This is a genomic window from Pseudomonas rhizozeae (genome assembly GCF_031583775.1).
Lineage (GTDB): Bacteria > Pseudomonadota > Gammaproteobacteria > Pseudomonadales > Pseudomonadaceae > Aquipseudomonas.
The window spans coordinates 90,744-112,365 of the sequence record NZ_JAVLSB010000049.1 but is presented as its reverse complement, the minus strand read 5'-3'; the positions used below and the strand labels follow the sequence as shown (position 1 = coordinate 112,365).

Genomic DNA, 21,622 nt, shown 5'->3' with positions numbered 1-21,622 from the left:
TTTACCACGGCAGGATTTTTTTTAAAACCGCTAATTTCTACTAGAAAATTTTTACGAGCGGCCCAGTCGCATCCATCCCCTGAATGTCCCCCATCACACGAATAAATTTCAAAAACCAGGCGGGCCTGACTAAGGTGATCGCTGTCTTCGGATCGCCAACAAGAGAGCTAACGATGAGCCAGACATCCTTCGATATCCAACGCGCGGCGGTGATCGGTGCCGGCACCATGGGCCGGGGCATTGTGATGTGCCTGGCCAATGCGGGCGTGCCGGTGCAGTGGGTCGACAATAATCCGCAGATGCTTGAACAAGCCTTGGTTGCGGTGGCCGAGACCTACGCGCATAACGTGCGGCAGGGGCGCATCGATCAGGCCGAGGCGGATGCGCGGATCGCGCGGGTGAGGGTGGCGGCGGATTACGCGGCGATTCGTGACGTCGATCTGGTGATCGAAGCGGTGTACGAGAACCTTGAGCTAAAGCAGCGGATCTTCCGTGAGCTGGATGGCGTGTTGAAGCCGGGGGCGATTTTGGCCAGCAACACCTCGGAGCTGGACATCGATGCCATTGCCGCCGTCACCCAGCGGCCGCAGCAGGTGCTGGGTCTGCATTTCTTCAGCCCGGCGCACATCATGAAGTTGCTGGAAGTGGTGCGCGGTGCGCAGACCGCCCCGGCGGTGCTCGATGCGGCGCTGGCCCTGGGCACGCGCATGGGCAAGGTCAGCGTGGTGGCCGGCAACTGCCGGGGCTTCATCGGCAACCGCATGCTCAATACCTACGTGCTGGAGGCACGCAAGATGCTGCTGGAAGGCGCTTATCCGCAGCAGGTGGACGCCGCGCTGCAAGCCTTCGGTTTCGCCATGGGGCCGTTCCGTATGTTTGATGTGGTCGGCATCGACCTGCAATGGCGGGCGCGAGAACTGGCAGGCGAGGGCCAGGATGCGCCTGAGGTGCAGGTGGATAATCGTCTGTGTGAACTCGGACGCTTTGGCCAGAAGAGCGGCAACGGCTATTACCATTACGAGCCTGGCAGCCGTCAGGCCGAACATGATCCCGAAGTCGATGCGCTGGTGCTGAGCGTCAGCGAGGGACTGGGTTTCCATCGTCGGGAGATCGGCCCCGAGGAAATTCTTGAGCGCTGCCTGCTGGCGTTGGTGAATGAAGGCGCGAAAATCCTCGAGGAAGGGATCGCCGGTTCGTCCCACGATATCGACCGGGTCTACCTCAACGGCTACGGCTTCCCGGCGGATAAGGGCGGACCGATGGCGTGGGCGGATCAGCAAGGGCTGGCCGAGATCCATCGGCGACTGCTGGACCTTGAGACCCGTCAGGGCGATCACTGGGCACCGGCCCGTTTGATCAACGAACTGGCGGCGCAGGGCAAAGGGTTCGCCGCATGAACCAGCGCAGCGACTACCGCCACTTCCAACCGATCACCACGCGTTGGCATGACAACGACGCCTACGGTCATGTCAACAACGTGACCTATTACAGCTTCTTCGACACGGCGGTGAACACCTATCTGATCCAGGTCGGTGGGCTGGATATTCATGACGGCGAGGTAGTGGGTTTCGTCGTGAGTTCATCTTGCGATTACTTCGCGTCCATCGCGTTTCCCGAGCGGATCGAGATCGGTTTGCGCGTCGGCAAACTGGGCAACAGTTCGGTGCAGTACGAGTTGGCGGTGTTCAAGATAGGCGAAGACGATGCCTGCGCGGCGGGGCGGTTTGTGCACGTCTTCGTTGATCGGGCGAGCAATCAGCCAGTGCCGATCCCGCCTGGATTGCGCAGCGCGATGGAGCGACTGGTCGTCGAGTAGGCAAAAAAAATCGCAGCTCGGGGGCGCTGCGATTTTTTGTTCAAGCGTGACTGCTGGAGGGATCAGGCCTCAGCGGTGACGGTAATACTTGTGATGCTTGCGATGACCGTAGTGGTGACCGCGATCACGGCGATGATCGTCGCGGTAGTAGCGGCGGTTGTCGCGGCTGTGGCGATCGTCGTCATCGCTCTTGTTGCCCATGTAGTTGCCCAGTGCGCCGCCTGCGCCACCACCGGCTGCGGAGCCGATCAGGCTGCCGGTGCTGCCCCCAAGGCTGCGACCGACCACGTTACCGCCGGCTGCGCCCAACGCACCGCCAATGGCCGCTTCGCCACGGCTGCGTTTGTCTGCGCCGACCGCACTACCACCTGCGCCGCCCAGGGCCGCGCCAATGGTGGAACCGGTGTTACCGCCCAGCGATTGACCGACGACCGAGCCAAGAACCCCGCCCAATGCGCCGCCCACGCCTGCTTCGGTGGTGCCTCCGGCAGAAGCGAAGCCACTGACCAGGCCAAGGGACAACAAGAGAATCGAGGAGAACTTCATAGAGGAGCCTCAAAGGGATGACGGCGCGATCCTGACGCTTGTAGCGTTGGGCTTACAATCGAAATCCGACGAGTAACACGACTTGTACACAATTCCCTAAGTTATTGTTTTGCGGTTGGAACTTAAGGTTTTTTAGCAGGTCTTTTACTACTTCGCATAGGCCGTTTTCATAGGAAAACGGCCTTTTTTGTGGGCGGAGGAAAAGTGTCAGCAACGGAAAATTGGGTGAGTGTGCTGACGCTTTCGCGAGCAGGCTCACTCCCACCGTGGTTTTGCATTACGCACAACTCCAATGTGGGAGCGAGCCTGCTCGCGAAGACACTTGACCGGTTAAAACATTAGGCCGACTTGGCCATGATCAACCCGCTCTCACTCGCCGCTTCCAGACGGATCGCGACGAATTTCGAGGTTGGCGTGTGGCTGCCGTCCCCAGTACTTTCCAGCGGCACCAATGGGTTGACCTCTGGGTAATACGCCGCTGCCTGCCCGGCCGGGATATCGAATGCCAGCAAGGTGAAGCCCTTGACCCGACGCTCGCGGCCATCGTCCCAGATCGACACGATGTCAGCCTTCTGACCCGGCTTGAAGCCCAGGCGAATGATGTCGGCTTCGTTGGCGAACAGCACGTCACGCTGGCCCTTGACCCCACGATAGCGGTCGTCGAGGCCATAAATGGTGGTGTTGTACTGATCGTGGGAGCGCATCGACTGCATGATCAGGTCCGGCAGTACGCCCGTAGCCCGAGTGCGCTCATGCACCAAATCTTTAGGCAACACGTTCGGACGGAAATTGGCCCGGCCCGACGGCGTGTTCCACTTGCGTGCGCCGGCGCTGTTGCCCAGGTAGAAACCGCCCGGGTTCTTGATCTTCTCGTTGAAGTCCTTGAAGGCCGGGATGGTGTCGGCGATCAGGTCGCGAATGCGGCTGTAGTCGGCCACCAGCCAGTTCCAGTCCACCGGTGTGCTGCCCAGCGTCGCAGCGGCGATACCGGCGAGGATGGCTGGCTCGGAGCGCATCTGGTTCGACAGCGGCTGCAATTGACCGTTGGAGGCATGCACCATGCTGAACGAGTCTTCCACGGTGACCGCTTGCGGGCCTTCGGTCTGGATATCGATGTCGGTACGGCCCAGGCACGGCAGGATCAGCGCGTCTTTGCCGTGCGCCAGGTGACTGCGGTTGAGCTTGGTGCTGATCTGCACGGTCAGGTCGCAATTTTTCAGGGCGGCAAAGGTGCGATGGCTGTCCGGGGTCGCTTGGGCGAAGTTGCCGCCCAACGCGATAAAGACCTTCGCCCGGCCTTCGGCCATGGCGTGAATCGCTTCCACCACGTTGTGGCCGTTGTCGCGCGGCACCTTGAACTGGAAGCGACGCTCCAGGGAATCGAGGAACGCCACCGGCGGACGCTCGTTAATGCCCATGGTGCGGTCGCCCTGCACGTTACTGTGGCCACGCACCGGGCACAGGCCCGCGCCCGGCCGGCCGATGTTGCCGCGCAGCAGCATCAGGTTGGCGATTTCCTGGATGGTCGGTACCGAGTGACGGTGCTGGGTAATGCCCATCGCCCAGCACATGATCACGTTCTTGCCCTTGGCGTACATGCGCGCCGCTTGCTCGATCTCCACCAGGGTCAGGCCGGACTGCTCGACGATCTGCTCCCACGGGGTGTCGTCGATAGTGCCCAGGTACTCCAGAACGTTGACGCTGTGTTCATTGAGGAAGTCGTGATCAAACACCGCTGGCGCGCCGGCCTTCTGCGCGTCGCGCTCCCATTGCAGCAGGAACTTGGCCATGCCGCGCAGCACCGCCATGTCGCCGCCGAGTGCCGGGCGGAAGTACGCGGTGTTGGTCGGCTTGTCGCCGTTGGTGATCATTTCCAGCGGATGCTGCGGATGCTGGAAACGTTCCAGGCCACGCTCTTTGAGCGGGTTGATGCAGACCACTTGCGCACCGCGCTTCACCGCTTCGCGCAAGGGCTCGAGCATCCGCGGGTGGTTGGTGCCGGGGTTCTGGCCCCAGACGAAAATTGCATCTGCGTGTTCGAAATCATCGAAGGTCACGGTGCCTTTGCCGACACCGACGCTTTGCGCCAATGCCACGCCGCTGGCCTCGTGGCACATGTTCGAGCAATCAGGGAAATTGTTGGTGCCGAACGCGCGGACGAACAACTGGTACAGGTACGCCGCTTCGTTGCTGGCGCGGCCAGAGGTGTAGAACTCCGCCTGGTCCGGGCTCGACAGGCCTTTCAAGTGCTTGCCGATCAAGGCGAACGCGGCGTCCCAACTGATGGGTTTGTAGCGATCGGTTTCGGCGTCGTAGCTCAACGGCTCGGTCAGGCGGCCCTGGTATTCAAGCCAGTAGTCGCTCTGCTCCAGCAACGAAGTGACGCTGTGCTTGGCGAAAAACTTGGCGTCGACCCGGCGCTTGGTGGCTTCCCAGTTCACTGCCTTGGCGCCGTTCTCGCAGAACTTGACCATGCCGCTTTCCGGCGAATCGCCCCAGGCACAACCCGGGCAGTCGAAGCCACCGTTCTGGTTGGTCTTGAGCATCATGCGCAGGTTTTTCAGCGCGTTGTCGCTGGTCAACCAGGCTTGGGCCACGCTGATCAACGCACCCCAACCACCGGCTGGGCCTTTATAGGGCTTATAGCGAGGGACGGGTTTCTGGTCGGCTTGATGATGTTGGCTCACGCTTGGTTCTCCATCGCAGGGCTATAAACCCGCGGCGCACTTTTCTGCGGCAGGTGAATGAGATTGAGGTTATGCCGGCGCGCCCATTGCAGGGCCAGACCGGTAGGCGACGACAGGCTGACCAGGGTCTGGATGCCGGCGCGCAACACTTTTTGTATGAGTTCGAGGCTGCAACGGCTGGTGACAATCGCCAGGCCGCCGGCGGTCGGGATGTCCTGGCGGATCAGCGCACCGATCAGCTTGTCGAGGGCGTTGTGCCGGCCGATGTCTTCCCGGCCCAAGAGCAATTCGCCCTGGCTGTTCATAAACACCGCCGCGTGGACCGCGCCGCAGTGCTGGCCCAAAGGCTGGAACTGGCTGATGCGCTGGCGCAGGCCATCGAGCCATTCGGCGGGCGGCAGCGGTGCGCCGGGCAGCACTTGCAGATCGGGCAACGCCTGTTCCACCGCTTCCACGCCACACAAACCGCAACCGCTGGTGCCAGCCAATTGCCGACGTTGGGTCTTGAGTTTCCAGAACGCGCGGTTGGCAATGGTCACTTGCGCGTAATGCGCCGACCCGGTGCCGCTGAGTTGCAAATCGTAAATGTCGCTGGCGTCTTCGATGATGCCGCTGCCCAGGCTGAAACCGATGATAAAGTCTTCAAGGTCAGTGGGCGTGACCAGCATTACCGCTTGGCTGATGCCGTTATAGGCGATCGCCAGCGCCACTTCCTCGGCCAGCGCAGTGCTGTCCGAAGCAGTGTGTTCGAGATTGCAATAACGGTAGGTCTGGCTCGCAACAGGCGCTGTCGTTTCGACAACGGGCGCCGCGCAGACGGGGCGCTTGGCGTTCATGGCATCACCGACGGTTTAGTCAGCTTTAAGCCTAGGCGCGTCAAACTGTCGCGTCTAATCGCTATTACTGATGCACCGATAGATGACGTCGATCAAGTGTCGGTTGGCGATTTCTGATAGAGCGCAAAGCAAGCCTCTGCCAGCGCCGAGCGCGGCGCGCTGCGCCGCATGATCAAGCCGAGCCGGGCCAGCGTCTGGGCGCTTTGAATGGGTTGCAGACGCAAATGGGCGTTGAGGTTTTCCAGGCCGCCGTCCATGGGCATTACCGCGCAACATAAGCCGCCGTGCACCGCTTGTAACAATTGATGCACGGCATCGGTTTGCAGCAGCGGCTGCGGAGTCAGGCCACGGCTGTGGAAGTTGTGGTCAATGGATTGGCGAAAATGCATGCCGCTGGTGAGCATGCCCAGCGGAAGCTCGATGACCGACTCCCAACTCAGCGGCGCCTCGCCGAAGCTGTAGAAGCGCTGGTCGTACAGCAGGCCCATGCGTGTTTCGCTGAACGCCAAGGAGTCGAAACGCTCGCCGTCCAAGCGTTCGAGGTAAGACACACCGAGGTCGATGCGATTGTTCGCCAGTTGTTCGAGGATTTGCTCCGAACTCAGGGCCGACAGCTCAAAACGCAGGTTCGGGTGCTCGGCGTGCAGGCGCTGCATCAGTGTCAGCGGGTCGAAGTCCGACAGGGGGACGACGCCCAGGCGCAAAGTCCCGACCAGGTTGCCGCGACAGGCTGCGGCTTCGGCCTGCAAACCGTCGTAAGCCGCCAGCACCGTGCGCGCCCAGGCCAGCACACGTTCGCCCGGCGCAGTGAAACCTTCAAAGCGCTGGCCGCGGTTGACCAGCGGCAGGTCCAGCTCTTCTTCAAGGCTGCGCAGTCGCATGGACAAGGTTGGCTGGGTGATGTGGCAGCGCGCGGCGGCCTGGCCAAAGTGGCGGGTTTCGTCGAGAGCGATGAGGAATTTGAGCTGCTTGATGTCCATCTTCGGTCCAGGGCGCGGGCAAGGTTGCCGATTCTAGCCCTTGCGCGGGGTTGGGGTCATTGGTCGGCTGGCAATCGCCCGTTGCCGGGCTGGTCTAGGCTTGGGGTCTGCATCATTAACTGCCATGGAGATAGCACAAATGAGCCTTTTCAGTTTTCTGAAGGACGCCGGTGAAAAAATCCTCGATGCACTGACCCCCGACAAGGCCGAGGCCAATGGCGAAGCACTGACCAAGCACGTCCAAGACGCGCTGACCGGTATCGATACCTCAAAAATCCAAGTGAAAGTCGAAGGCGAGAAAGTCGTCGCCACTGGTGAGGCCGCGAGTCAGGAAGAGAAAGAAAAAATCCTTCTGGCGCTGGGTAACGTTGCGGGCATCAGTGGCGTTGACGATCAGATCACCGTCACCGGAGCGGTTGCCACGGCGGCGAAGTTTGTCACGGTGGAGAAGGGCGACACGCTGAGTGCGATTTCCAAGCGTGTGTATGGCGATCCGAACAAGTACAACAAGATTTTTGAAGCCAACAAACCGTTGCTGCAGCATCCGGACAAGATTTATCCGGGGCAGGTGTTGCGGATACCTGAGTAACTTCAAAAGCCTGTGGCGAGGCGCTCGTCGGCTTAGGGAGTCCTGCGGCCTCCAGCGGGAGCAGGCTCCCTCGCCACAAGGGCTTTAAAGCCCGGCGATCAAGTCCCGATAATCCCCGACCGCCGCAAACTCGGCAGTGTCTTTAGGCCCTTTGCGGCTGTCCGGTTCGCTCACCGCCAGCAAGTGCGCGACGCCAAAATGCCTGGCACTGCGCAGGATCGGCAGGGTGTCGTCAATGAACAAGCTGCGCGCCGGGTCGAAGCCGATATCGGCTTGCAGGGCATCCCAGAATTGCGGGTTTTCCTTCGGGAAGCCGTAGTCGTGGGAGCTGATGAGGCGTTCGAAGTACAGCGCCAGTTCAATCCGCTCCAGCTTCAGCGACAGCGAATCCCGGTGCGCATTGGTGATCATCACCACGCGTTTGCCGGCCTGTTTGATCGCCGCCAGAAAGGTGTCCGCATCCGGTCGCAGGGCGATCAGGTGCGCGGTTTCCAGTTTCAGCTCGCGCACTGGCAACTTCAGTTCGCTGCTCCAGAAATCCAGGCAATACCACTGCAACTGGCCAGCATTGCGTTCGAACAGCGGCAGCAACTCCAATTCCGCCATGGCGCGGCTGACACCGTGCAGCTCGGCGTACCGCTGCGGCAGGTGCTCCATCCAGAAATGGTTGTCGTAGTGCAGGTCCAGCAGCGTGCCGTCCATATCCAGCAGAACGGTATCGATTTCGCGCCAGGGCAGTGAAGGCATAAAAAACGTCTCAAGCGTTGAAAGATATCCGACACAGACAATCGGACCAGCCGCGTTATAGTAGCGCGTTCACGCCAAGGAGCCGCCATGCGCCAGAAACCCGAAATACTCGCCCGCGAAATCGTCGCCACCAGCCGCTTGTTTTGCGTCGAAGAGCTGCAGCTGCGGTTTTCCAATGGCGTCGAACGCACCTACGAGCGTTTGGTCGGCAAGGGCGCCGGGTATGGCGCGGTGATGATTGTGGCGATGATCGACGCCGAGCACGCGGTGCTGGTGGAGGAATATTGCGGGGGCACCGATGCCTATGAGCTGTCGTTGCCCAAAGGCTTGATCGAGCCGGGCGAAGACGTGCTGGCGGCGGCCGAGCGTGAACTCAAGGAGGAGGCCGGGTTTGGCGCCCGGCAGTTGGAGCACCTGACCGAGCTGTCGCTGTCGCCCGGGTACATGAGCCAGAAAATCCAGGTAGTGCTGGCCACCGACCTCTACGAAGAACGGCTCGAAGGCGACGAACCGGAGCCGATGCGCGTTGACCGGGTCAACCTGCGTGAATTGTCGGCGCTGGCGCAAAACACACAGTTCACCGAAGGTCGGGCCTTGGCGGCGCTGTACCTGACCCGTGACCTGCTGACCCAGCGCGGGGCCTTTCAGCCATGAGCGGGCCGATGAAGTTCCCCCATCCGTTGATGGCCCCGGTGGTCGAGTTGGCACTGAAGGCCGGCGCGGCGATTCTGCCATTCTGGCGTTCCGGCGTGGCTGTGACCGCGAAGGCCGATGATTCGCCGGTCACCGCCGCTGACCTGGCCGCGCATCATTTGATCCTCGACGGCCTGACCGCGCTGGATCCGAGTATCCCGGTGCTGTCCGAAGAAGACGCCAATATCCCGCAGAGCGTGCGCGCCGGTTGGCAGCGCTGGTGGCTGGTTGACCCGCTGGACGGCACCAAGGAATTCATTTCCGGCAGTGAAGAATTCACCGTCAACATTGCGTTGATCGAACAGGGTCGCGTGGTGTTTGGCGTGGTGTCGATGCCGACCAATGGCCGCTTTTATGTCGGCGGTGCTGGCCTGGGGGCATGGCGTGGCGATCAGGGCAGCAGCCCGGCGCCGATCAAGGTCCGTGAAGTGCCAGGGCCTGGCGAGGCGTTCACCGTGGTCGCCAGCCGACGCCATTCCAGCCCCGAGCAAGAGCATTTATTGGCGGGGTTGAGTGCCAGCCTGGGCGAGTTGCAACTGGCGAATATCGGCAGTTCGCTGAAATTCTGCCTGCTCGCTGAAGGCGCGGCAGACTGCTACCCGCGCCTGGCGCCGACTTCGCAATGGGACACCGCTGCGGCCCAGGGCGTGCTCGAAGGGGCGGGGGGTGAAGTGCTGGGGTTGGACGGCGAGCCTTTTGTGTATCCAGCGCGGGAATCACTGCTCAATGAGTTTTTCCTGGCGCTGCCGGCGAAAGCGGCCTGGCGCGGGAAATTGCTGGAATTGGCGCGCGCCTAACCGGTTGCGGTTTTGGTCTTGTATTGGGGCTGCTCCGCAGCCCAGCGGGAGCAAGCTCCCTCGCCACAGGTGTTCAGCGGTGCAGGACGTATTGGCCGACGAAGGTCACCGCAAGCTCTTCGCTGCCGTTGTTGACCACCGAGGTGCTCAGCGTCAGCCGTGCCCGACCGTAGCGCTTGTAGATGGTCAGAAACTTCTTCCAGTCCTTGTCACTCGGCGCGTCGCAAATCGCCACGGCATCGGTCGTCACCGGCAACGGATAGCTGATCTGCCCTTCCTGAATCACGATGTGGCCGTCCTCGATGCCTTCCTCGCGCAGGCGCAGACACAACCAGCCCCACCCTGCCAGCACTGCGCCGCAATACAAACTGCCGCCGAACATGGTGCTCTTGTGGTTGACGTTGACGTCCAGCGGCAAGTGCAGACGTAGCTGTTGATCCCTCCAGTCCAGCACTTTCAGGCCCATGTCCCGGGTCAGGGGGATGTCGTGGTGCAGGACCGATTCCAGATAACGACTGTCGCGATTCATGCGCGGGTCTCGTGGCGTAAAGGGCAAGGGGCGACGTTCATTCCTGTTCCTCGTGGTGGCTGTTGGCGTCTGCGAAATTGAGCCCATGCTTGCGCAACTTGTCGTGCAGGGTCTTGCGCGGAATACCCAAGGCTTCGGCGAGACTGCGCACCGAACTGTGCGCGCGGGCAAGTTCTGCGGCGATCAAACTCTTCTCGAAGTGTTCAACCTGCTCGCTCAGCCCGCCGCTGATCACACCGATCGTAGTGGTAACGCCGCCGTCCGGGTCATTGTTATCCAGGGCCAGCTCCAGGCCCAAGGCGAAGCGCTCCGCCGCGTTTTGCAGTTCGCGCACGTTGCCCGGCCAGGTGTGGCGCAGCAGCAAGGCACGTTGCCCCGGTTGCAGTTCATGGGGCGGCAAGCCATGGCGCGCGCTGGCTTCGTCGGCGAAATGCTGGAACAGGATCAGCGCGTCTTCGCCGCGGTCGCGCAATGGCGGAATGCGCAGCGGGGCGACGTTGAGGCGGTAGTACAAGTCGGCGCGAAAGCGCCCTTGATCGGCGGACTGGCGCAAGTCTTCCTTGGTGGCGGCGATGATGCGGATGTCCAGCGGGATCAACTGGTTACCGCCCAGGCGCTCGACGACTCGTTCCTGGAGTAACCGCAGCAATTTCACCTGCACGTCCAGGCTCATGCTTTCGATTTCATCGAGGAACAGCGTGCCGCCATTAGCGAATTCGAACTTGCCGATCCGGCGTTTTTGCGCCCCGGTGAACGCCCCCGGTTCATGGCCGAACAGCTCGCTTTCCACCACGGATTCGGCGAGGGCGCCGGCGTTGATGGCTACGAACGGCCCGCTCCGGCGGCTCGACAAATCGTGCAGTGCTCGCGCCACCACTTCTTTGCCGGCGCCGGTCTCACCGAGAATCAGCACGTCAGCTTTGGTCGCCGCCAGCGCGCCAATCTGCTCGCGCAGGCGCAACATCTGCGGCGATTGGCCGACCAGCCGGGTGCTCAGTTCGTTGCGATCACTCAGGGCCAGGCGCAGGCTCCGGTTATCCAGCACCAAGCGCCGCAAAGCGAGAGCGCGGCGCACGCTGTCGAGCAGCGCATCGCTGGCGAAAGGTTTTTCGAGGAAGTCATAGGCGCCGGCGCGCATTGCTTGCACCGCCAGCGGCACGTCACCGTGACCGGTGATCAGCAGCACCGGCAACTCTGGGTCCTGGGCGTGCAGATCGTTGAGCAACTCAAGACCGTCCATGCCTGGCATGCGGATGTCACTGACTACCACGCCCGGCCAGTCGCGTTCCAATTGTCCGGCCAGGCCCTTCGCCTCGCCCAACGGCAGAATCTTCAGGCCGGCCAGGTCAAGGGTCTGGCTCAAGGCTTGTCGCAGGTGCGGATCATCGTCGATCAACACCACTTCAATCCGATTATCGATCATGCACTACGGTCCTCGGATGGTTGCAGGCTGACCCCGGGCGCACCAGCACGCAGCCGCAGGGTAATCAGGGCGCCGCCTTCCTTGTGGTTGGCGAACGACAGTTCACCGCCGAAGGCGCGCATCAGGGTTTCGCAAATGGCCAGACCCAGGCCCAGGCCTTGGGTACGCGTTTTGGTGGTGTAAAAGGGTTCGCTGGCGCGGCCGAGGGCTTCCATGCAGAACCCCGGGCCGTTATCGCGAATGCACAGGTTGACGCCATCCGCAGTGGATTGGGCACTCAACCAGAGTTTACGCGGCGGGCCTTTTTCGGTCAGCGCGTCGAGGGCGTTCGCCAGCAGATTGCCGAGCACCTGGCGCAGACGGGTTTCACCGGCTTCGACCCACAGCGTGGCGGCCGGCAAATCGCGGATCAGTTCCACGTCCATGCTGCGGCGGCGCTTGGCGAGCAGCGCCAGGGCATCATCGAGGGCAGGTTGCAGCGCGACGCTTTCCGGGGCATGACGATCGCGGCGAGCAAAAGCACGCAGGTGCGCGATGATCGAAGCCATGCGCCCGGTCAGCTCGCTGATCAATTTGAGGTTGCCGCGCGCGTCTTCGGTGCGTTGGTGATCGAGCAGCACTTCGGCGTTTTCGGCGTAGCTGCGAATGGCCGCCAGCGGCTGATTGAGCTCGTGGCTGATGCTCGCCGACATGGTGCCCAGCGCCGAGAGCTTGCCGGCCTGGACCAGATCGTCCTGCGCGCGCACCAGCTCCTGCTGGGCGTGCTCGCGTTCCAATACTTCCTGTTTAAGTCGGCAGTTGAGGCCTTCCAGGTCGCTGGTGCGTTCCGCCACGCGGCCCTCGAGCTCACGTCGGGCTTTGGCTTCGAAGGCGATCCGCTCCAGATAATGCCGGCGTCGTTGCATCATCAGTCCGAGCAGCAGCATCACTACGAGCAAGGTGCCGCCGCCAATGGTCATGACCGTGCGCACCGGGCGGTCGATCAGGCTGCGCGGAGCGAGGATGCTGACACTCCAACCGGTTTCTTCAATCTGCTGGGTTTGCGTCAGCCAGGCGTCGGGATTGATTTCGAGCGGCTTGGGATTGCGGGTCGGGTACGGCTGGATGGCGGTGATCGCCAGGCGCTCGGCATCGGTCAATGGCCGGGTCGAGCGGAAGCGCCAGTCCGGGCGCGAGGTCAGGATCACCACGCCGTTGTGATCGGTCAGCAGCAGTTGTTCCGGGGTTTTGCCCCACAGGCTTTCGGTATGGTCGAGGTCGACTTTGACAACCAGTACACCGATGACCTTTTCCCCTTCGCGCACGGCGGCGGCAAAGAAGTAGCCGCGCTTGGCCGACGTGGTGCCCAAGCCGAAGAACCGCCCCAAGCGCCCGGCCATGGCCTCGCTGAAATAGGGGCGAAAGGCGAAATTGCGCCCGACAAAACTGTCGTGCTTGTCCCAGTTGGAGGCGGCCAGGGTGTTGCCGCTGGTGTCCATCAGGTACATGACTTCGGCGCCGGTTTGCGCACTGATATTTTTTAACAGGCGATTGGCATTGCCCTGGGTCACGCCGTCATCCGGCGCACCGAGCATGGCGCGCAGGGCCGGCAGGTCACCGAGAATCTGCGGCAGCACTTCATAACGGTGCAGGGTGCCCAGCAGGTTCGCGACGTACAGGTCGAGGGTCTGGCGATTTTGCCCGGCCAGTTCGCTGCGGTAGTAGCGCTCGGCCAGATGCTCCAACGGCCACAGCAGCGGGGCGAGGCACAGCGCGAGCAATGCCAGGCTGCGCCATCGGGGTCTGCGGGGGAGAGTCGGGGTCATGAGCATCCAGCGCCTGTGGGGGACAGGCGCATTATGCCTAGGCTTGCGTGCGCAGTCTGCGCACCTCGGCGCGCAGGGCTGCGGGGCGAAGATTCATACAGCGTTTCAGGAAAAAACTTCGGCGTCCTTGAAGAACGCTGCAGCCTGATCCTTGCCGGACAATTGCGGGGCTTCGCCAAGCTGCCAATCGATTGCCAGGTCCGGATCATCCCAGCGAATGCTGCGCTCGGCCGACGGCGTGTAGTAATCGGTGGTCTTGTAGAGGAACTCGGCGTGGTCGCTCAGCACGACAAAGCCATGGGCAAAACCCTCCGGCACCCAGAGCTGGCGATGGTTCTCGGCCGACAAACGCACCGCGACCCATTGGCCGAAGTGCGGCGAACTGCGACGGATGTCCACGGCCACATCCAACACTTCGCCCACTGTTACGCGAACCAGTTTGCCCTGAGTGTTTTCCAGCTGGTAATGCAAGCCGCGCAGCACACCTTTTTGCGAGCGGGAATGGTTGTCCTGGACAAACTGCGTGTCGAGGCCGGTCGCGTCTTTGAAAGCCTTGGCGTTGAAGCTCTCATAAAAGAACCCGCGCTCATCACCAAACACCTTGGGTTCGATGATCAGAACACCGGGCAGGTCGGTGGTGACTACATTCATGGTTCTCTCCGAAAAGTTGGCGCAGGGCAGATGGCGGCCATTCTTGCGCAAAATGTCTACTCGCACCACTTGCCGTTGTCTTGAGCGCGATCGCCTCGACGACGCTGTAGGAAAGTTCTCTTTTCAGGCGGCGGGACTCGCCCTGTCATCGCCGACTGTTCAGTGAACGGTATAAGGGACTTGCGCATCGCCCGCAGCAGTGGCGAGATAAGCGCCTGATAAAACTCCAGGGGTCGTGTATGCCGCTCGCCACGTTGATTCATCGTGCCAGTCTTCCCAGTCCGCAAGTCAGCGCGGCCCAGGCCCTTGGGCTATTGGAGGCGCATTACGGGTTCAGTGGCACTCTGCACAGCCTGGGCAGCCAGCAGGATCTCAACTTCCGCGTCGACAGTGATCGAGGTCGGTTTGTCTTGAAGATCTGCCGCGGTGATTACTCTGCGCTGGAGCTGCAAGCCCAGCACGCGGCGCTCAAGCATCTTGCGCAACACGCAGGCCTGCCGGTGCCGCGAGTGATCGAGGCCGGCAATGGCCAGGATCTTCTTTCAGTGGAGGTCAACGGCGAAGCCATCCACCTGCGACTGCTGGAATACATTGAAGGTCAGTCGCTGACGCACCTGGACCACCTCGACCCTTCGGTGGTTGCCGGTTTCGGACGCCTGTGCGGCGAAATGGACCTCGCGCTCAGCGCTTTCGAGCATCCGGGGCTGGAGCGCACCCTGCAGTGGGACGCCCGTCACGCCAGCGCTCTGATCGCCCATTTGCTGCCGGTGATTCAGGACGAACAGCAACGCCACCTGATCGCCAGCACTGCCGAACAGACCGAACGCCGCTTGCAGCCATTGCTGGCGAATTTGCCGGTGCAGGCGATTCACCTGGACATCACCGACGACAACGTCGTGTGGCAGCGTGATGCCTTGCGTCATTGGCAATTGCAGGGGGTAATCGACTTCGGCGACCTGATCCGCACCTGGCGCATTACCGATCTGTCGGTGACTTGCGCGGCGCTGTTGCATCACGCGGACGGCGATCCGTTCTGCATCCTTGCGGCGGTGGCGGCGTATCACCAGGTCAATCCGCTGACCCATGACGAGTTGCTGGCACTCTGGCCGTTGATCGTCGCCCGTGCGGCGGTGCTGGTGCTCAGTGGCGAACAACAAGTCAGCATCGACCCCGGCAATACCTACAGCCGCGATAACCTGACCCATGAATGGGAGATCTTCCGGGTCGCGACCTCGGTGCCCTTCGATTTGATGGAGGCGGCAATCCTCTGCGCCGTCGGGCAGCGCCCGACGAGCCCTTCGAGTGAGGGCTTTGCGCCGTTGCTGCCGAACCTGGTGGGGCACGAGTTTGCCTTGATCGACTTGGGCGTGCTGAGCCCGCATTTCGAGGCCGGTAATTGGGAGCAACCGGGTATCGACCAGCGCTTGCTGGCGGAGGCTGCCGCGCTGCATGGTCTGGCCGCCAGCCGCTATGGCCAGTTTCGCCTGTCGCAAACCCGCCCCGACACTGCCAGCGAACCCGACACCTGCCCGTTGCACGTTGAGTTGCATGTGCCCCTTGGCACGCCGGTGGAGGCGCCATTTGCCGGTGTGATCCAGCGCCTGGCGGGTGACGTGCTGCAACTGACGGGCGAGCAACTGAGTGTGCGCCTGTGGGGCGTGACGCTTTCGCTGCAGGATGGTGCCGCGGTGCTTAAAGGCCAGGCGTTGGGCGAGGTCGGTGGACCATTGTGCGTGCAGTTATGCCGGGGCGTGGACCTTGATCCGCCGCTGTTCTGCGCGCCTTCACGCGCGGCAGCCTGGCAGGCGCTGTGTCCGTCGCCCGCCGGTTTGCTGGGGCTGGCCTGCGATGCGGAGGAAGAAATCGACCCGCAAGTGCTGCTGGCCAGGCGTGATGCGAGTTTCGCCCGTTCGCAAAAACACTATTACGTCGACCCCCCGCGCATTGAGCGCGGCTGGCGCAATCACCTGATCGACATGCAGGGCCGCTCCTACCTCGACATGCTCAACAACGTCGCGGTGCTTGGGCATGGCCATCCGCGCATGGCGGCAGAGGCCAGTCGTCAGTGGTCGCTACTCAATACCAACTCGCGGTTCCATTACGCGGCGATCGCCGAGTTTTCCGAGCGCCTTCTGAAGCTGGCGCCGGAGGGCATGGATCGGGTGTTCCTGGTCAACAGCGGCAGCGAAGCCAACGACCTGGCGATCCGTCTGGCCTGGGCTTACAGCGGTGGGCGCGACATGCTCAGCGTGCTGGAGGCCTATCACGGTTGGACGGTGGCGGCGGATGCGGTGTCGACCTCGATTGCCGACAACCCGCAGGCCTTGAGCAGCCGTCCAGACTGGGTGCACCCGGTGACGGCACCCAATACCTATCGCGGCGAATTCCGTGGCCCGCACAGCACGCCGGACTACGTGCGCAGCGTCGAACACAACCTGGCGAAAATCGCCGAACAGAAGCGCCAGTTGGCGGGCTTCATCTGCGAGCCGGTGTACGGCAACGCGGGCGGGATTTCCCTGCCGCCCGGCTATTTGCAGCAGGTGTACGCGATGGTGCGCGCCCAGGGCGGTGTGTGCATCGCCGACGAAGTGCAAGTCGGTTACGGGCGCATGGGGCATTTCTTCTGGGGCTTTGAACAGCAAGGGGTGGTGCCGGACATCATCACCATGGCCAAAGGCATGGGTAACGGTCAGCCGTTGGGCGCAGTGATCACTCGCCGGGAAATCGCCGAGGCGTTGGAGGCCGAAGGCTATTTCTTCTCCTCGTCTGGTGGCAGCCCGGTCAGTTGCCGGATCGGCATGGCAGTGCTGGATGTGATGGAAGAAGAAAAGCTTTGGGAGAACGCGCAGATTGTCGGCGGTCATTTCAAGGCGCGGCTTGAAGCGTTGGTCGAGCGTTATCCGTTGGTGGGCGCGGTGCACGGCTCGGGCTTCTATTTAGGGCTTGAGCTGATCCGCAACCACGAAACCCTGGAGCCAGCCACCGAAGAAACCACACTGCTATGCGATCGCTTGCGCCAGTTGGGAATCTTCATGCAGCCGACCGGGGATTTCCTCAACATCCTCAAGATCAAGCCGCCGATGGTCACTTCACGGCAAAGCGTCGACTTCTTCGTGGATATGTTGGAGCAGGCGTTGGACGAGGGCCTCTGAGTACCAATGGTCGATTTATATCGACTCTAGGAGGCAATCAAGCCAGATTAAAGTTGATGGATGCTTTTATAGCGGATTTTTATTGGTTATAAAGGCAGCCTTTGTTCCTGCGGCCTCGACGAACGCGAGCTCAATCTCAGCGCGTGGGGGTCGTTCCGAGATCGCCGTCCGAACCTGTACAGTGCGCTCAACACCCTCGACGGTTCCCAGGAGTCCTGACCGTAATGACTACTTTGCACAGCACGCCGCGCGACGACGGCTTCCACATGCCCGCCGAGTGGGCCCCGCAAACTCAGACTTGGATGGTGTGGCCCGAGCGCCCGGACAACTGGCGTCTGGGCGGCAAACCGGCGCAGGCCGCGCATGTGGCGGTGGCTAAGGCGATCGCCCGTTTTGAGCCGGTGACCGTGGCCGTTTCCGCCGGGCAGTATGAAAATGCTCGCGCCCGACTGGACGTGCCGAATATTCGCTTGGTGGAAATGTCCAGCGACGACGCCTGGGTGCGCGACACGGGCCCGACCTTCGTCATCAACGACCACGGCGAAGTACGCGGGGTGAACTGGGATTTCAATGCTTGGGGCGGTTTTGACGGCGGCCTCTATTCGCCGTGGAACCGCGACTCCCAGGTCGGCGGCAAAATTCTCGAGATCGAGCGCAGCCAACGTTATCGCACCGAGGGCTTCGTGCTCGAAGGCGGATCGATTCATGTGGATGGCGAGGGCACGGTGATCACCACCGAAGAATGCCTGCTCAACCGCAATCGCAACCCGCACCTTAACCGGGCGCAAATCGAGGCGGTACTCAGCGCAAACCTGTCGGTGGACAAGGTCATCTGGTTGCCGGACGGCCTCTATAACGACGAGACCGACGGCCATGTCGATAACTTCTGCTGCTATATCCGCCCAGGCGAGGTGTTGCTGGCCTGGACCGACGATCCGCAGGATCCGAACTACCCGCGCTGCCATGCGGCGCTGAAGGTGCTGGAAAGCAGCACCGATGCCAAGGGTCGCCCTTTTACGGTGCACAAGATGCCGATTCCGGGGCCGCTGTATGCCACCGAGGAAGAATGCGCCGGTGTCGACCCGGTCGACGGCACTCAAGAGCGCAACCCGAGCGTGCGCCTGGCGGGTTCCTACGTAAACTTTCTGATCGTCAACGGCGGCATCATCGCGCCGAGCTTTGACGATCCATTGGACGCTCAGGCCCGGGAAATCCTGCAGCAGCTGTTCCCGCAGCATGAAGTGGTGATGGTGCCTGGTCGCGAACTGTTACTGGGTGGCGGAAATATCCATTGCCTTACTCAACAGCAGCCCGCGCCGCGCACTAAATGAGTGGCGTTGTAACAAGCTGAGTCGATCATTTGGCGCCCGCATTGCGGATCCAATCCGCCGCCGTGTGCAAGGCCCGCAGGCTAGATGCCTCGCGGGCTTTTTTGTATCCGATCGTCGAAAGTATTAATGCTTTGGCATAGCTCTTGTATCCACCAAGGAGGTAATCGGGGAGATGTCGAACCAAGTTGTTCTGTCATAAACCTTGGATAAGTTAGCCGCTCACAAACCGGAGAGAGCGCTGGATATGAACATGATCAGCGAGCGGGTATCGCATCCCTTGGCAATTAATGGCGAATCGCTTCAAGTGCTGGCTCAATGGTTGAAATCCAATGGAACGCGTCAGATCAGGGAACCTGATCCGCGCCGGATGATGATTGAGCGTTACCCCGCTGGGTTGTTCAGCGAGGCTGAACTGGAAGCGTTGTGGGATCTCATGGAAGGTTAGGGCACAACGGATGGTTAAAGAGCGCTGCCGGGAGGGCGGCGCTCTTTAGTTTTGGCCCCGTGATTGCTGGGCCTGACAAGTATTTTCTTAGACGTTTTTCGCCTATTCAAAGACGATTCATGAAATTGACACACGCACAAGGGCGCAGATAGCATTCGACCCAACGCCTGTGGCCAACCGCCATGACTCACAAAATAATAAAAAAGGCCCGCCGCGACTTCGTCGTGGGCGGGCCTTTTGTTATCGGGGTGAAAAAAGAGCATTCAGTGCCGTTTCAGCCGTCGGTGCAGCGCGTATCAACCCGTAATAAGGAAAACAATTTATGTTGAATAAGCGAATCAGCCTGATCGCTCTGGGGATTTTGAGCACCACGCAGGCCATGGCAAACGACCAGGCCGAATCCAAGGGTTTTGTCGAGGACAGTAGCCTCAAGGTACTGCTGCGCAACGCCTACATGAACCGTGATTACAAAGATGGCAACCCGGACCGCCGCGAGTGGGGCCAAGCGGCCATCGGTACGTTTTCGTCCGGTTTCACCCAAGGCACCGTCGGTGTCGGCGTTGATGCATTCGGCCTGTACGCACTGAAGCTGGACGGCGGCAAAGGCCGCACCGGCGCGCAAGGCATCGACTTCTTCAAGGAAGGCGACAGCGGCAACGCGGCCGATGACATCGCCAAGGCCGGCGCCGCGGTCAAATTCCGTCTCTCCAACACCGTGCTGACTTACGGCGACCAGATGCCGGCGCTGCCGGTGCTGAGCTACGACACCGTGCGTCTGCTGCCAGAAAGCTACACCGGCACCCTGATCACCTCGAAAGAGATCAAGGGCCTGGAACTGACCGCTGGCCGTTTCACCGCCGAATCGCGCAAAAGTGCGGAAGGCCGTGACAGCGGTGGGCTGAAGTCGATCAACGTAGCCGGTGCGGCTTACCAGTTCACCGAGCAGTTCAAGGCTGCGGTGTACGCTTCCGATGTCGAAGACGTGCTGAAGAAGCAATACGTCAACGCCAACTACGTGTTCCCGATCGACAAGGAACAGTCGCTGACCCTGGACTTCAACGGCTACCGCACCAAGCTGGACAATGCTTATGTCAGTCAAACGGGTGCCACGGGCGACGACAACAAAATCTGGAGCCTGGCGGCCACTTTCGCCACCGGTCCGCACTCGTTCACCGTGGCGCATCAGCGCAGCACTGGCGACAGCAACCTCGGTTACCCGTACGGCGGCTATCAGCGTGACCAGAACCGCGTGGGCGACGGCGGTAACGCCATCTACCTGGCCAACTCCTACTGGTCTGACTTCAACGCCGAAGACGAACGCAGCTGGCAACTGGGCTATGGCCTGGACTTCACTGCGTTTGGCGTTCCGGGCCTGAGCTACAACTTTGCCTACGTGCGCGGCGACAACATCACCACCTCCACCAGCGAGGGCGGTACCGAGCGCGAAATCTTCAACCAGTTCAAATACGTGGTCCAGAGCGGCCCGGCCAAAGACCTGAGCGTGAAGCTGCGTAACTCGATCCTGCGCGTGTCGCAGAAGTCCAGCGAGTACAACGTGGGTGGCAGCGATTTGCGTATTTTTGTGGAATACCCGATCAACATCTTCTGATGATCGCGTAAGTTGAATAAAAGACCCCGACTGGCTCGGGGTTTTTTATGGCGAAAAAACGGCAAAAAAGGCCGGAAAACTGTATCAAAGCTGATCGAAAGTTGAAAATTGACGCCTTAAAACCGCGTTTCAACCGGCACTTGAAATGCCTGAAATTCTTTCTCATGGACGTAAATCTCGCACTCTCTAGATTAGGAGGCTCAATGCAGTGGAGATTTACAGAAAATGATCATTCTCACCAAGGAAGTTGGCGAATCGCTACGACACCATAAATATGCCAACGTCCAGGGTAGTGATTTTTCACTCTTCGGGCATTTCAAGGACTTCATCCGGTTGACCCAAAGTTGGGAAACCATGGAGCCCGACAGCTATTACGGTCAGTCCGATGCGGGCATGCGCTTCCGTCGCTACAGCGATTTCGAATACAACCCGGTGACCCGCGACCTCACGCAACTGGAGCACCGGCCGTACATTCAGTCCAAGGCCAACAACCGTTACGTGGGCGGCATGGTTCGGCACTTTCAGGACTTCTCTGAAGAAGTCATTCAGTCGCCGGTGATGCGCAGCCTGATTGACGCGGATTTCGAAGTGTATAAGAGCGTGCTGCCGCCGGAGTTGCATGACGAAATCTGGCAGTGCCAGATTCATCAGATCCGCATTGAGATCAAACCCGGCAAGCAACTTGAAATCACGCCGGAAGGGATTCACTGCGACGGCTATCCGTTCAGCGGCGTGCACTTCTGGGGACGCAATAACATCGAGGGCGCGGAAAGCCGTTTGTACGACACCCACAGTGACGACCCACTGGCGGCCACCACGTATGAGGAGATTCTCGACACCACGTATTTCCTTGATCGTGACATGCGTCACTACGTGACCCCGGCCCGTAACACCCATTCGCACCACATGGCGTTCCGGCAAATCCTGGCCATCTCTTTCTCGCGGCCCGGGACCGCTTTCGACATTGTTCGCTGAGCGGCTGGAGC

Annotated in this window: 19 protein-coding genes and 1 pseudogene; 11 read left to right on the top strand and 9 right to left on the bottom strand. The window is 61.0% G+C overall.

The features are described from left to right. Nucleotides 1-173 precede the first annotated feature (173 nt). Nucleotides 174-1,397 carry a 3-hydroxyacyl-CoA dehydrogenase gene (locus tag RG836_RS17660; RefSeq protein ID WP_310847926.1) on the top strand — a complete coding sequence of 408 codons (1,224 nt, stop codon included), beginning with the start codon at nt 174-176 and terminating at the stop codon, nt 1,395-1,397. Continuing rightward, a complete protein-coding gene (locus RG836_RS17655) occupies nt 1,394-1,816 on the top strand; it encodes an acyl-CoA thioesterase (RefSeq protein WP_310847924.1) in 423 nt (140 codons plus the stop codon). The genes RG836_RS17660 and RG836_RS17655 overlap by 4 nt, the downstream gene beginning before the upstream one ends. Nucleotides 1,817-1,885: 69 nt before the next feature. Here RG836_RS17655 and RG836_RS17650 read toward each other — a convergent pair whose 3' ends face one another. The 4 genes from RG836_RS17650 to RG836_RS17635 all read right to left on the bottom strand — a co-directional run bounded on the left by RG836_RS17650 (nt 1,886) and on the right by RG836_RS17635 (nt 6,865). After that, nucleotides 1,886-2,362: a glycine zipper domain-containing protein gene (locus RG836_RS17650; RefSeq protein ID WP_310847922.1), complete on the bottom strand. Its 477-nt coding sequence runs from the start codon at nt 2,360-2,362 to the stop codon at nt 1,886-1,888. A gap of 338 nt (nt 2,363-2,700) precedes the next feature. Beyond that, nucleotides 2,701-5,049, bottom strand: a complete 2,349-nt coding sequence (locus RG836_RS17645; protein WP_310847921.1) for an FdhF/YdeP family oxidoreductase — start codon at nt 5,047-5,049, stop codon at nt 2,701-2,703. Beyond that, nucleotides 5,046-5,885 (bottom strand): formate dehydrogenase accessory sulfurtransferase FdhD, encoded by an 840-nt coding sequence (gene fdhD, locus RG836_RS17640; RefSeq protein WP_310847919.1) that lies wholly within the window; start codon nt 5,883-5,885, stop codon nt 5,046-5,048. Before fdhD ends, RG836_RS17645 begins: the two co-directional genes overlap by 4 nt. 92 nt (nt 5,886-5,977) lie before the next feature. Then, nucleotides 5,978-6,865 (bottom strand): LysR family transcriptional regulator, encoded by an 888-nt coding sequence (locus RG836_RS17635; protein WP_310847918.1) that lies wholly within the window; start codon nt 6,863-6,865, stop codon nt 5,978-5,980. A gap of 139 nt (nt 6,866-7,004) precedes the next feature. Between RG836_RS17635 and lysM the strand changes: the two genes are divergently transcribed. Next, nucleotides 7,005-7,454 (top strand): peptidoglycan-binding protein LysM, encoded by a 450-nt coding sequence (gene lysM / locus RG836_RS17630; RefSeq protein WP_310847916.1) that lies wholly within the window; start codon nt 7,005-7,007, stop codon nt 7,452-7,454. A gap of 84 nt (nt 7,455-7,538) precedes the next feature. On the opposite strand, the gene yrfG is transcribed toward lysM, so the two are convergent. Further along, nucleotides 7,539-8,201, bottom strand: coding sequence for a GMP/IMP nucleotidase (yrfG, locus tag RG836_RS17625; RefSeq protein WP_310847914.1), 663 nt, complete (start codon nt 8,199-8,201; stop codon nt 7,539-7,541). 87 nt (nt 8,202-8,288) lie between these two features. On the opposite strand from yrfG, the gene nudE reads away from it, so the two are divergent. After that, nucleotides 8,289-8,855 (top strand): ADP compounds hydrolase NudE, encoded by a 567-nt coding sequence (gene nudE, locus RG836_RS17620; protein ID WP_310847912.1) that lies wholly within the window; start codon nt 8,289-8,291, stop codon nt 8,853-8,855. Between the two features lie 8 nt (nt 8,856-8,863). Continuing rightward, a complete protein-coding gene (gene cysQ, locus RG836_RS17615) occupies nt 8,864-9,691 on the top strand; it encodes a 3'(2'),5'-bisphosphate nucleotidase CysQ (protein WP_310847910.1) in 828 nt (275 codons plus the stop codon). A gap of 73 nt (nt 9,692-9,764) precedes the next feature. On the opposite strand, the gene RG836_RS17610 is transcribed toward cysQ, so the two are convergent. From RG836_RS17610 to rfbC, 4 genes are all read right to left on the bottom strand, one after another. After that, the gene (locus tag RG836_RS17610) at nt 9,765-10,220 is read right to left on the bottom strand and encodes a YiiD C-terminal domain-containing protein (RefSeq protein WP_310847909.1); all 456 of its coding nucleotides are present in this window, start codon (nt 10,218-10,220) and stop codon (nt 9,765-9,767) included. Between the two features lie 37 nt (nt 10,221-10,257). Next, entirely contained in the window at nt 10,258-11,643 is a 1,386-nt protein-coding gene (locus RG836_RS17605) for a sigma-54-dependent transcriptional regulator (protein ID WP_310847908.1), read from the bottom strand. Next, entirely contained in the window at nt 11,640-13,448 is a 1,809-nt protein-coding gene (locus RG836_RS17600) for a sensor histidine kinase (protein WP_310847907.1), read from the bottom strand. Before RG836_RS17600 ends, RG836_RS17605 begins: the two co-directional genes overlap by 4 nt. A gap of 105 nt (nt 13,449-13,553) precedes the next feature. Next, a complete protein-coding gene (rfbC, locus tag RG836_RS17595; protein WP_310847906.1) occupies nt 13,554-14,099 on the bottom strand; it encodes a dTDP-4-dehydrorhamnose 3,5-epimerase in 546 nt (181 codons plus the stop codon). Between the two features lie 239 nt (nt 14,100-14,338). Between rfbC and RG836_RS17590 the strand changes: the two genes are divergently transcribed. The 6 genes and pseudogenes from RG836_RS17590 (at nt 14,339) to RG836_RS17565 (ending at nt 21,611) form a co-directional block, all read left to right on the top strand. Then, nucleotides 14,339-17,251 carry an aminotransferase gene (locus tag RG836_RS17590; protein ID WP_310847905.1) on the top strand — a complete coding sequence of 971 codons (2,913 nt, stop codon included), beginning with the start codon at nt 14,339-14,341 and terminating at the stop codon, nt 17,249-17,251. 132 nt (nt 17,252-17,383) lie between these two features. Beyond that, nucleotides 17,384-17,470, top strand: a pseudogene (locus RG836_RS17585) (hypothetical protein); the annotation flags it as partial. Nucleotides 17,471-17,475: 5 nt separating this feature from the next. Beyond that, nucleotides 17,476-18,582, top strand: coding sequence for an agmatine deiminase (gene aguA / locus RG836_RS17580; RefSeq protein ID WP_310847903.1), 1,107 nt, complete (start codon nt 17,476-17,478; stop codon nt 18,580-18,582). Nucleotides 18,583-18,826: 244 nt separating this feature from the next. Next, nucleotides 18,827-19,027, top strand: coding sequence for a hypothetical protein (locus RG836_RS17575; protein ID WP_310847901.1), 201 nt, complete (start codon nt 18,827-18,829; stop codon nt 19,025-19,027). A gap of 322 nt (nt 19,028-19,349) precedes the next feature. Further along, nucleotides 19,350-20,636: an OprD family porin gene (locus RG836_RS17570; RefSeq protein ID WP_310847899.1), complete on the top strand. Its 1,287-nt coding sequence runs from the start codon at nt 19,350-19,352 to the stop codon at nt 20,634-20,636. A 225-nt stretch (nt 20,637-20,861) separates the two neighbouring features. Beyond that, nucleotides 20,862-21,611, top strand: a complete 750-nt coding sequence (locus RG836_RS17565) for a 2OG-Fe dioxygenase family protein (RefSeq protein ID WP_310847897.1) — start codon at nt 20,862-20,864, stop codon at nt 21,609-21,611. Nucleotides 21,612-21,622 lie beyond the last annotated feature (11 nt).

Excerpts from the sequence above, each read along its gene's own strand:
- RG836_RS17660 (WP_310847926.1), top strand. The coding sequence starts at position 174 with ATGAGCCAGACATCCTTCGATATCCAACGCGCGGCGGTGATCGGTGCC.
- RG836_RS17655 (WP_310847924.1), top strand. The coding sequence starts at position 1,394 with ATGAACCAGCGCAGCGACTACCGCCACTTCCAACCGATCACCACGCGT.
- RG836_RS17650 (WP_310847922.1), bottom strand. The coding sequence starts at position 2,362 with ATGAAGTTCTCCTCGATTCTCTTGTTGTCCCTTGGCCTGGTCAGTGGC.
- fdhD (WP_310847919.1), bottom strand. The coding sequence starts at position 5,885 with ATGAACGCCAAGCGCCCCGTCTGCGCGGCGCCCGTTGTCGAAACGACA.
- RG836_RS17635 (WP_310847918.1), bottom strand. The coding sequence starts at position 6,865 with ATGGACATCAAGCAGCTCAAATTCCTCATCGCTCTCGACGAAACCCGC.
- lysM (WP_310847916.1), top strand. The coding sequence starts at position 7,005 with ATGAGCCTTTTCAGTTTTCTGAAGGACGCCGGTGAAAAAATCCTCGAT.
- yrfG (WP_310847914.1), bottom strand. The coding sequence starts at position 8,201 with ATGCCTTCACTGCCCTGGCGCGAAATCGATACCGTTCTGCTGGATATG.
- nudE (WP_310847912.1), top strand. The coding sequence starts at position 8,289 with ATGCGCCAGAAACCCGAAATACTCGCCCGCGAAATCGTCGCCACCAGC.
- cysQ (WP_310847910.1), top strand. The coding sequence starts at position 8,864 with ATGAAGTTCCCCCATCCGTTGATGGCCCCGGTGGTCGAGTTGGCACTG.
- RG836_RS17610 (WP_310847909.1), bottom strand. The coding sequence starts at position 10,220 with ATGAATCGCGACAGTCGTTATCTGGAATCGGTCCTGCACCACGACATC.
- RG836_RS17605 (WP_310847908.1), bottom strand. The coding sequence starts at position 11,643 with ATGATCGATAATCGGATTGAAGTGGTGTTGATCGACGATGATCCGCAC.
- RG836_RS17600 (WP_310847907.1), bottom strand. The coding sequence starts at position 13,448 with ATGACCCCGACTCTCCCCCGCAGACCCCGATGGCGCAGCCTGGCATTG.
- rfbC (WP_310847906.1), bottom strand. The coding sequence starts at position 14,099 with ATGAATGTAGTCACCACCGACCTGCCCGGTGTTCTGATCATCGAACCC.
- RG836_RS17590 (WP_310847905.1), top strand. The coding sequence starts at position 14,339 with ATGCCGCTCGCCACGTTGATTCATCGTGCCAGTCTTCCCAGTCCGCAA.
- aguA (WP_310847903.1), top strand. The coding sequence starts at position 17,476 with ATGACTACTTTGCACAGCACGCCGCGCGACGACGGCTTCCACATGCCC.
- RG836_RS17575 (WP_310847901.1), top strand. The coding sequence starts at position 18,827 with ATGAACATGATCAGCGAGCGGGTATCGCATCCCTTGGCAATTAATGGC.
- RG836_RS17570 (WP_310847899.1), top strand. The coding sequence starts at position 19,350 with ATGTTGAATAAGCGAATCAGCCTGATCGCTCTGGGGATTTTGAGCACC.
- RG836_RS17565 (WP_310847897.1), top strand. The coding sequence starts at position 20,862 with ATGATCATTCTCACCAAGGAAGTTGGCGAATCGCTACGACACCATAAA.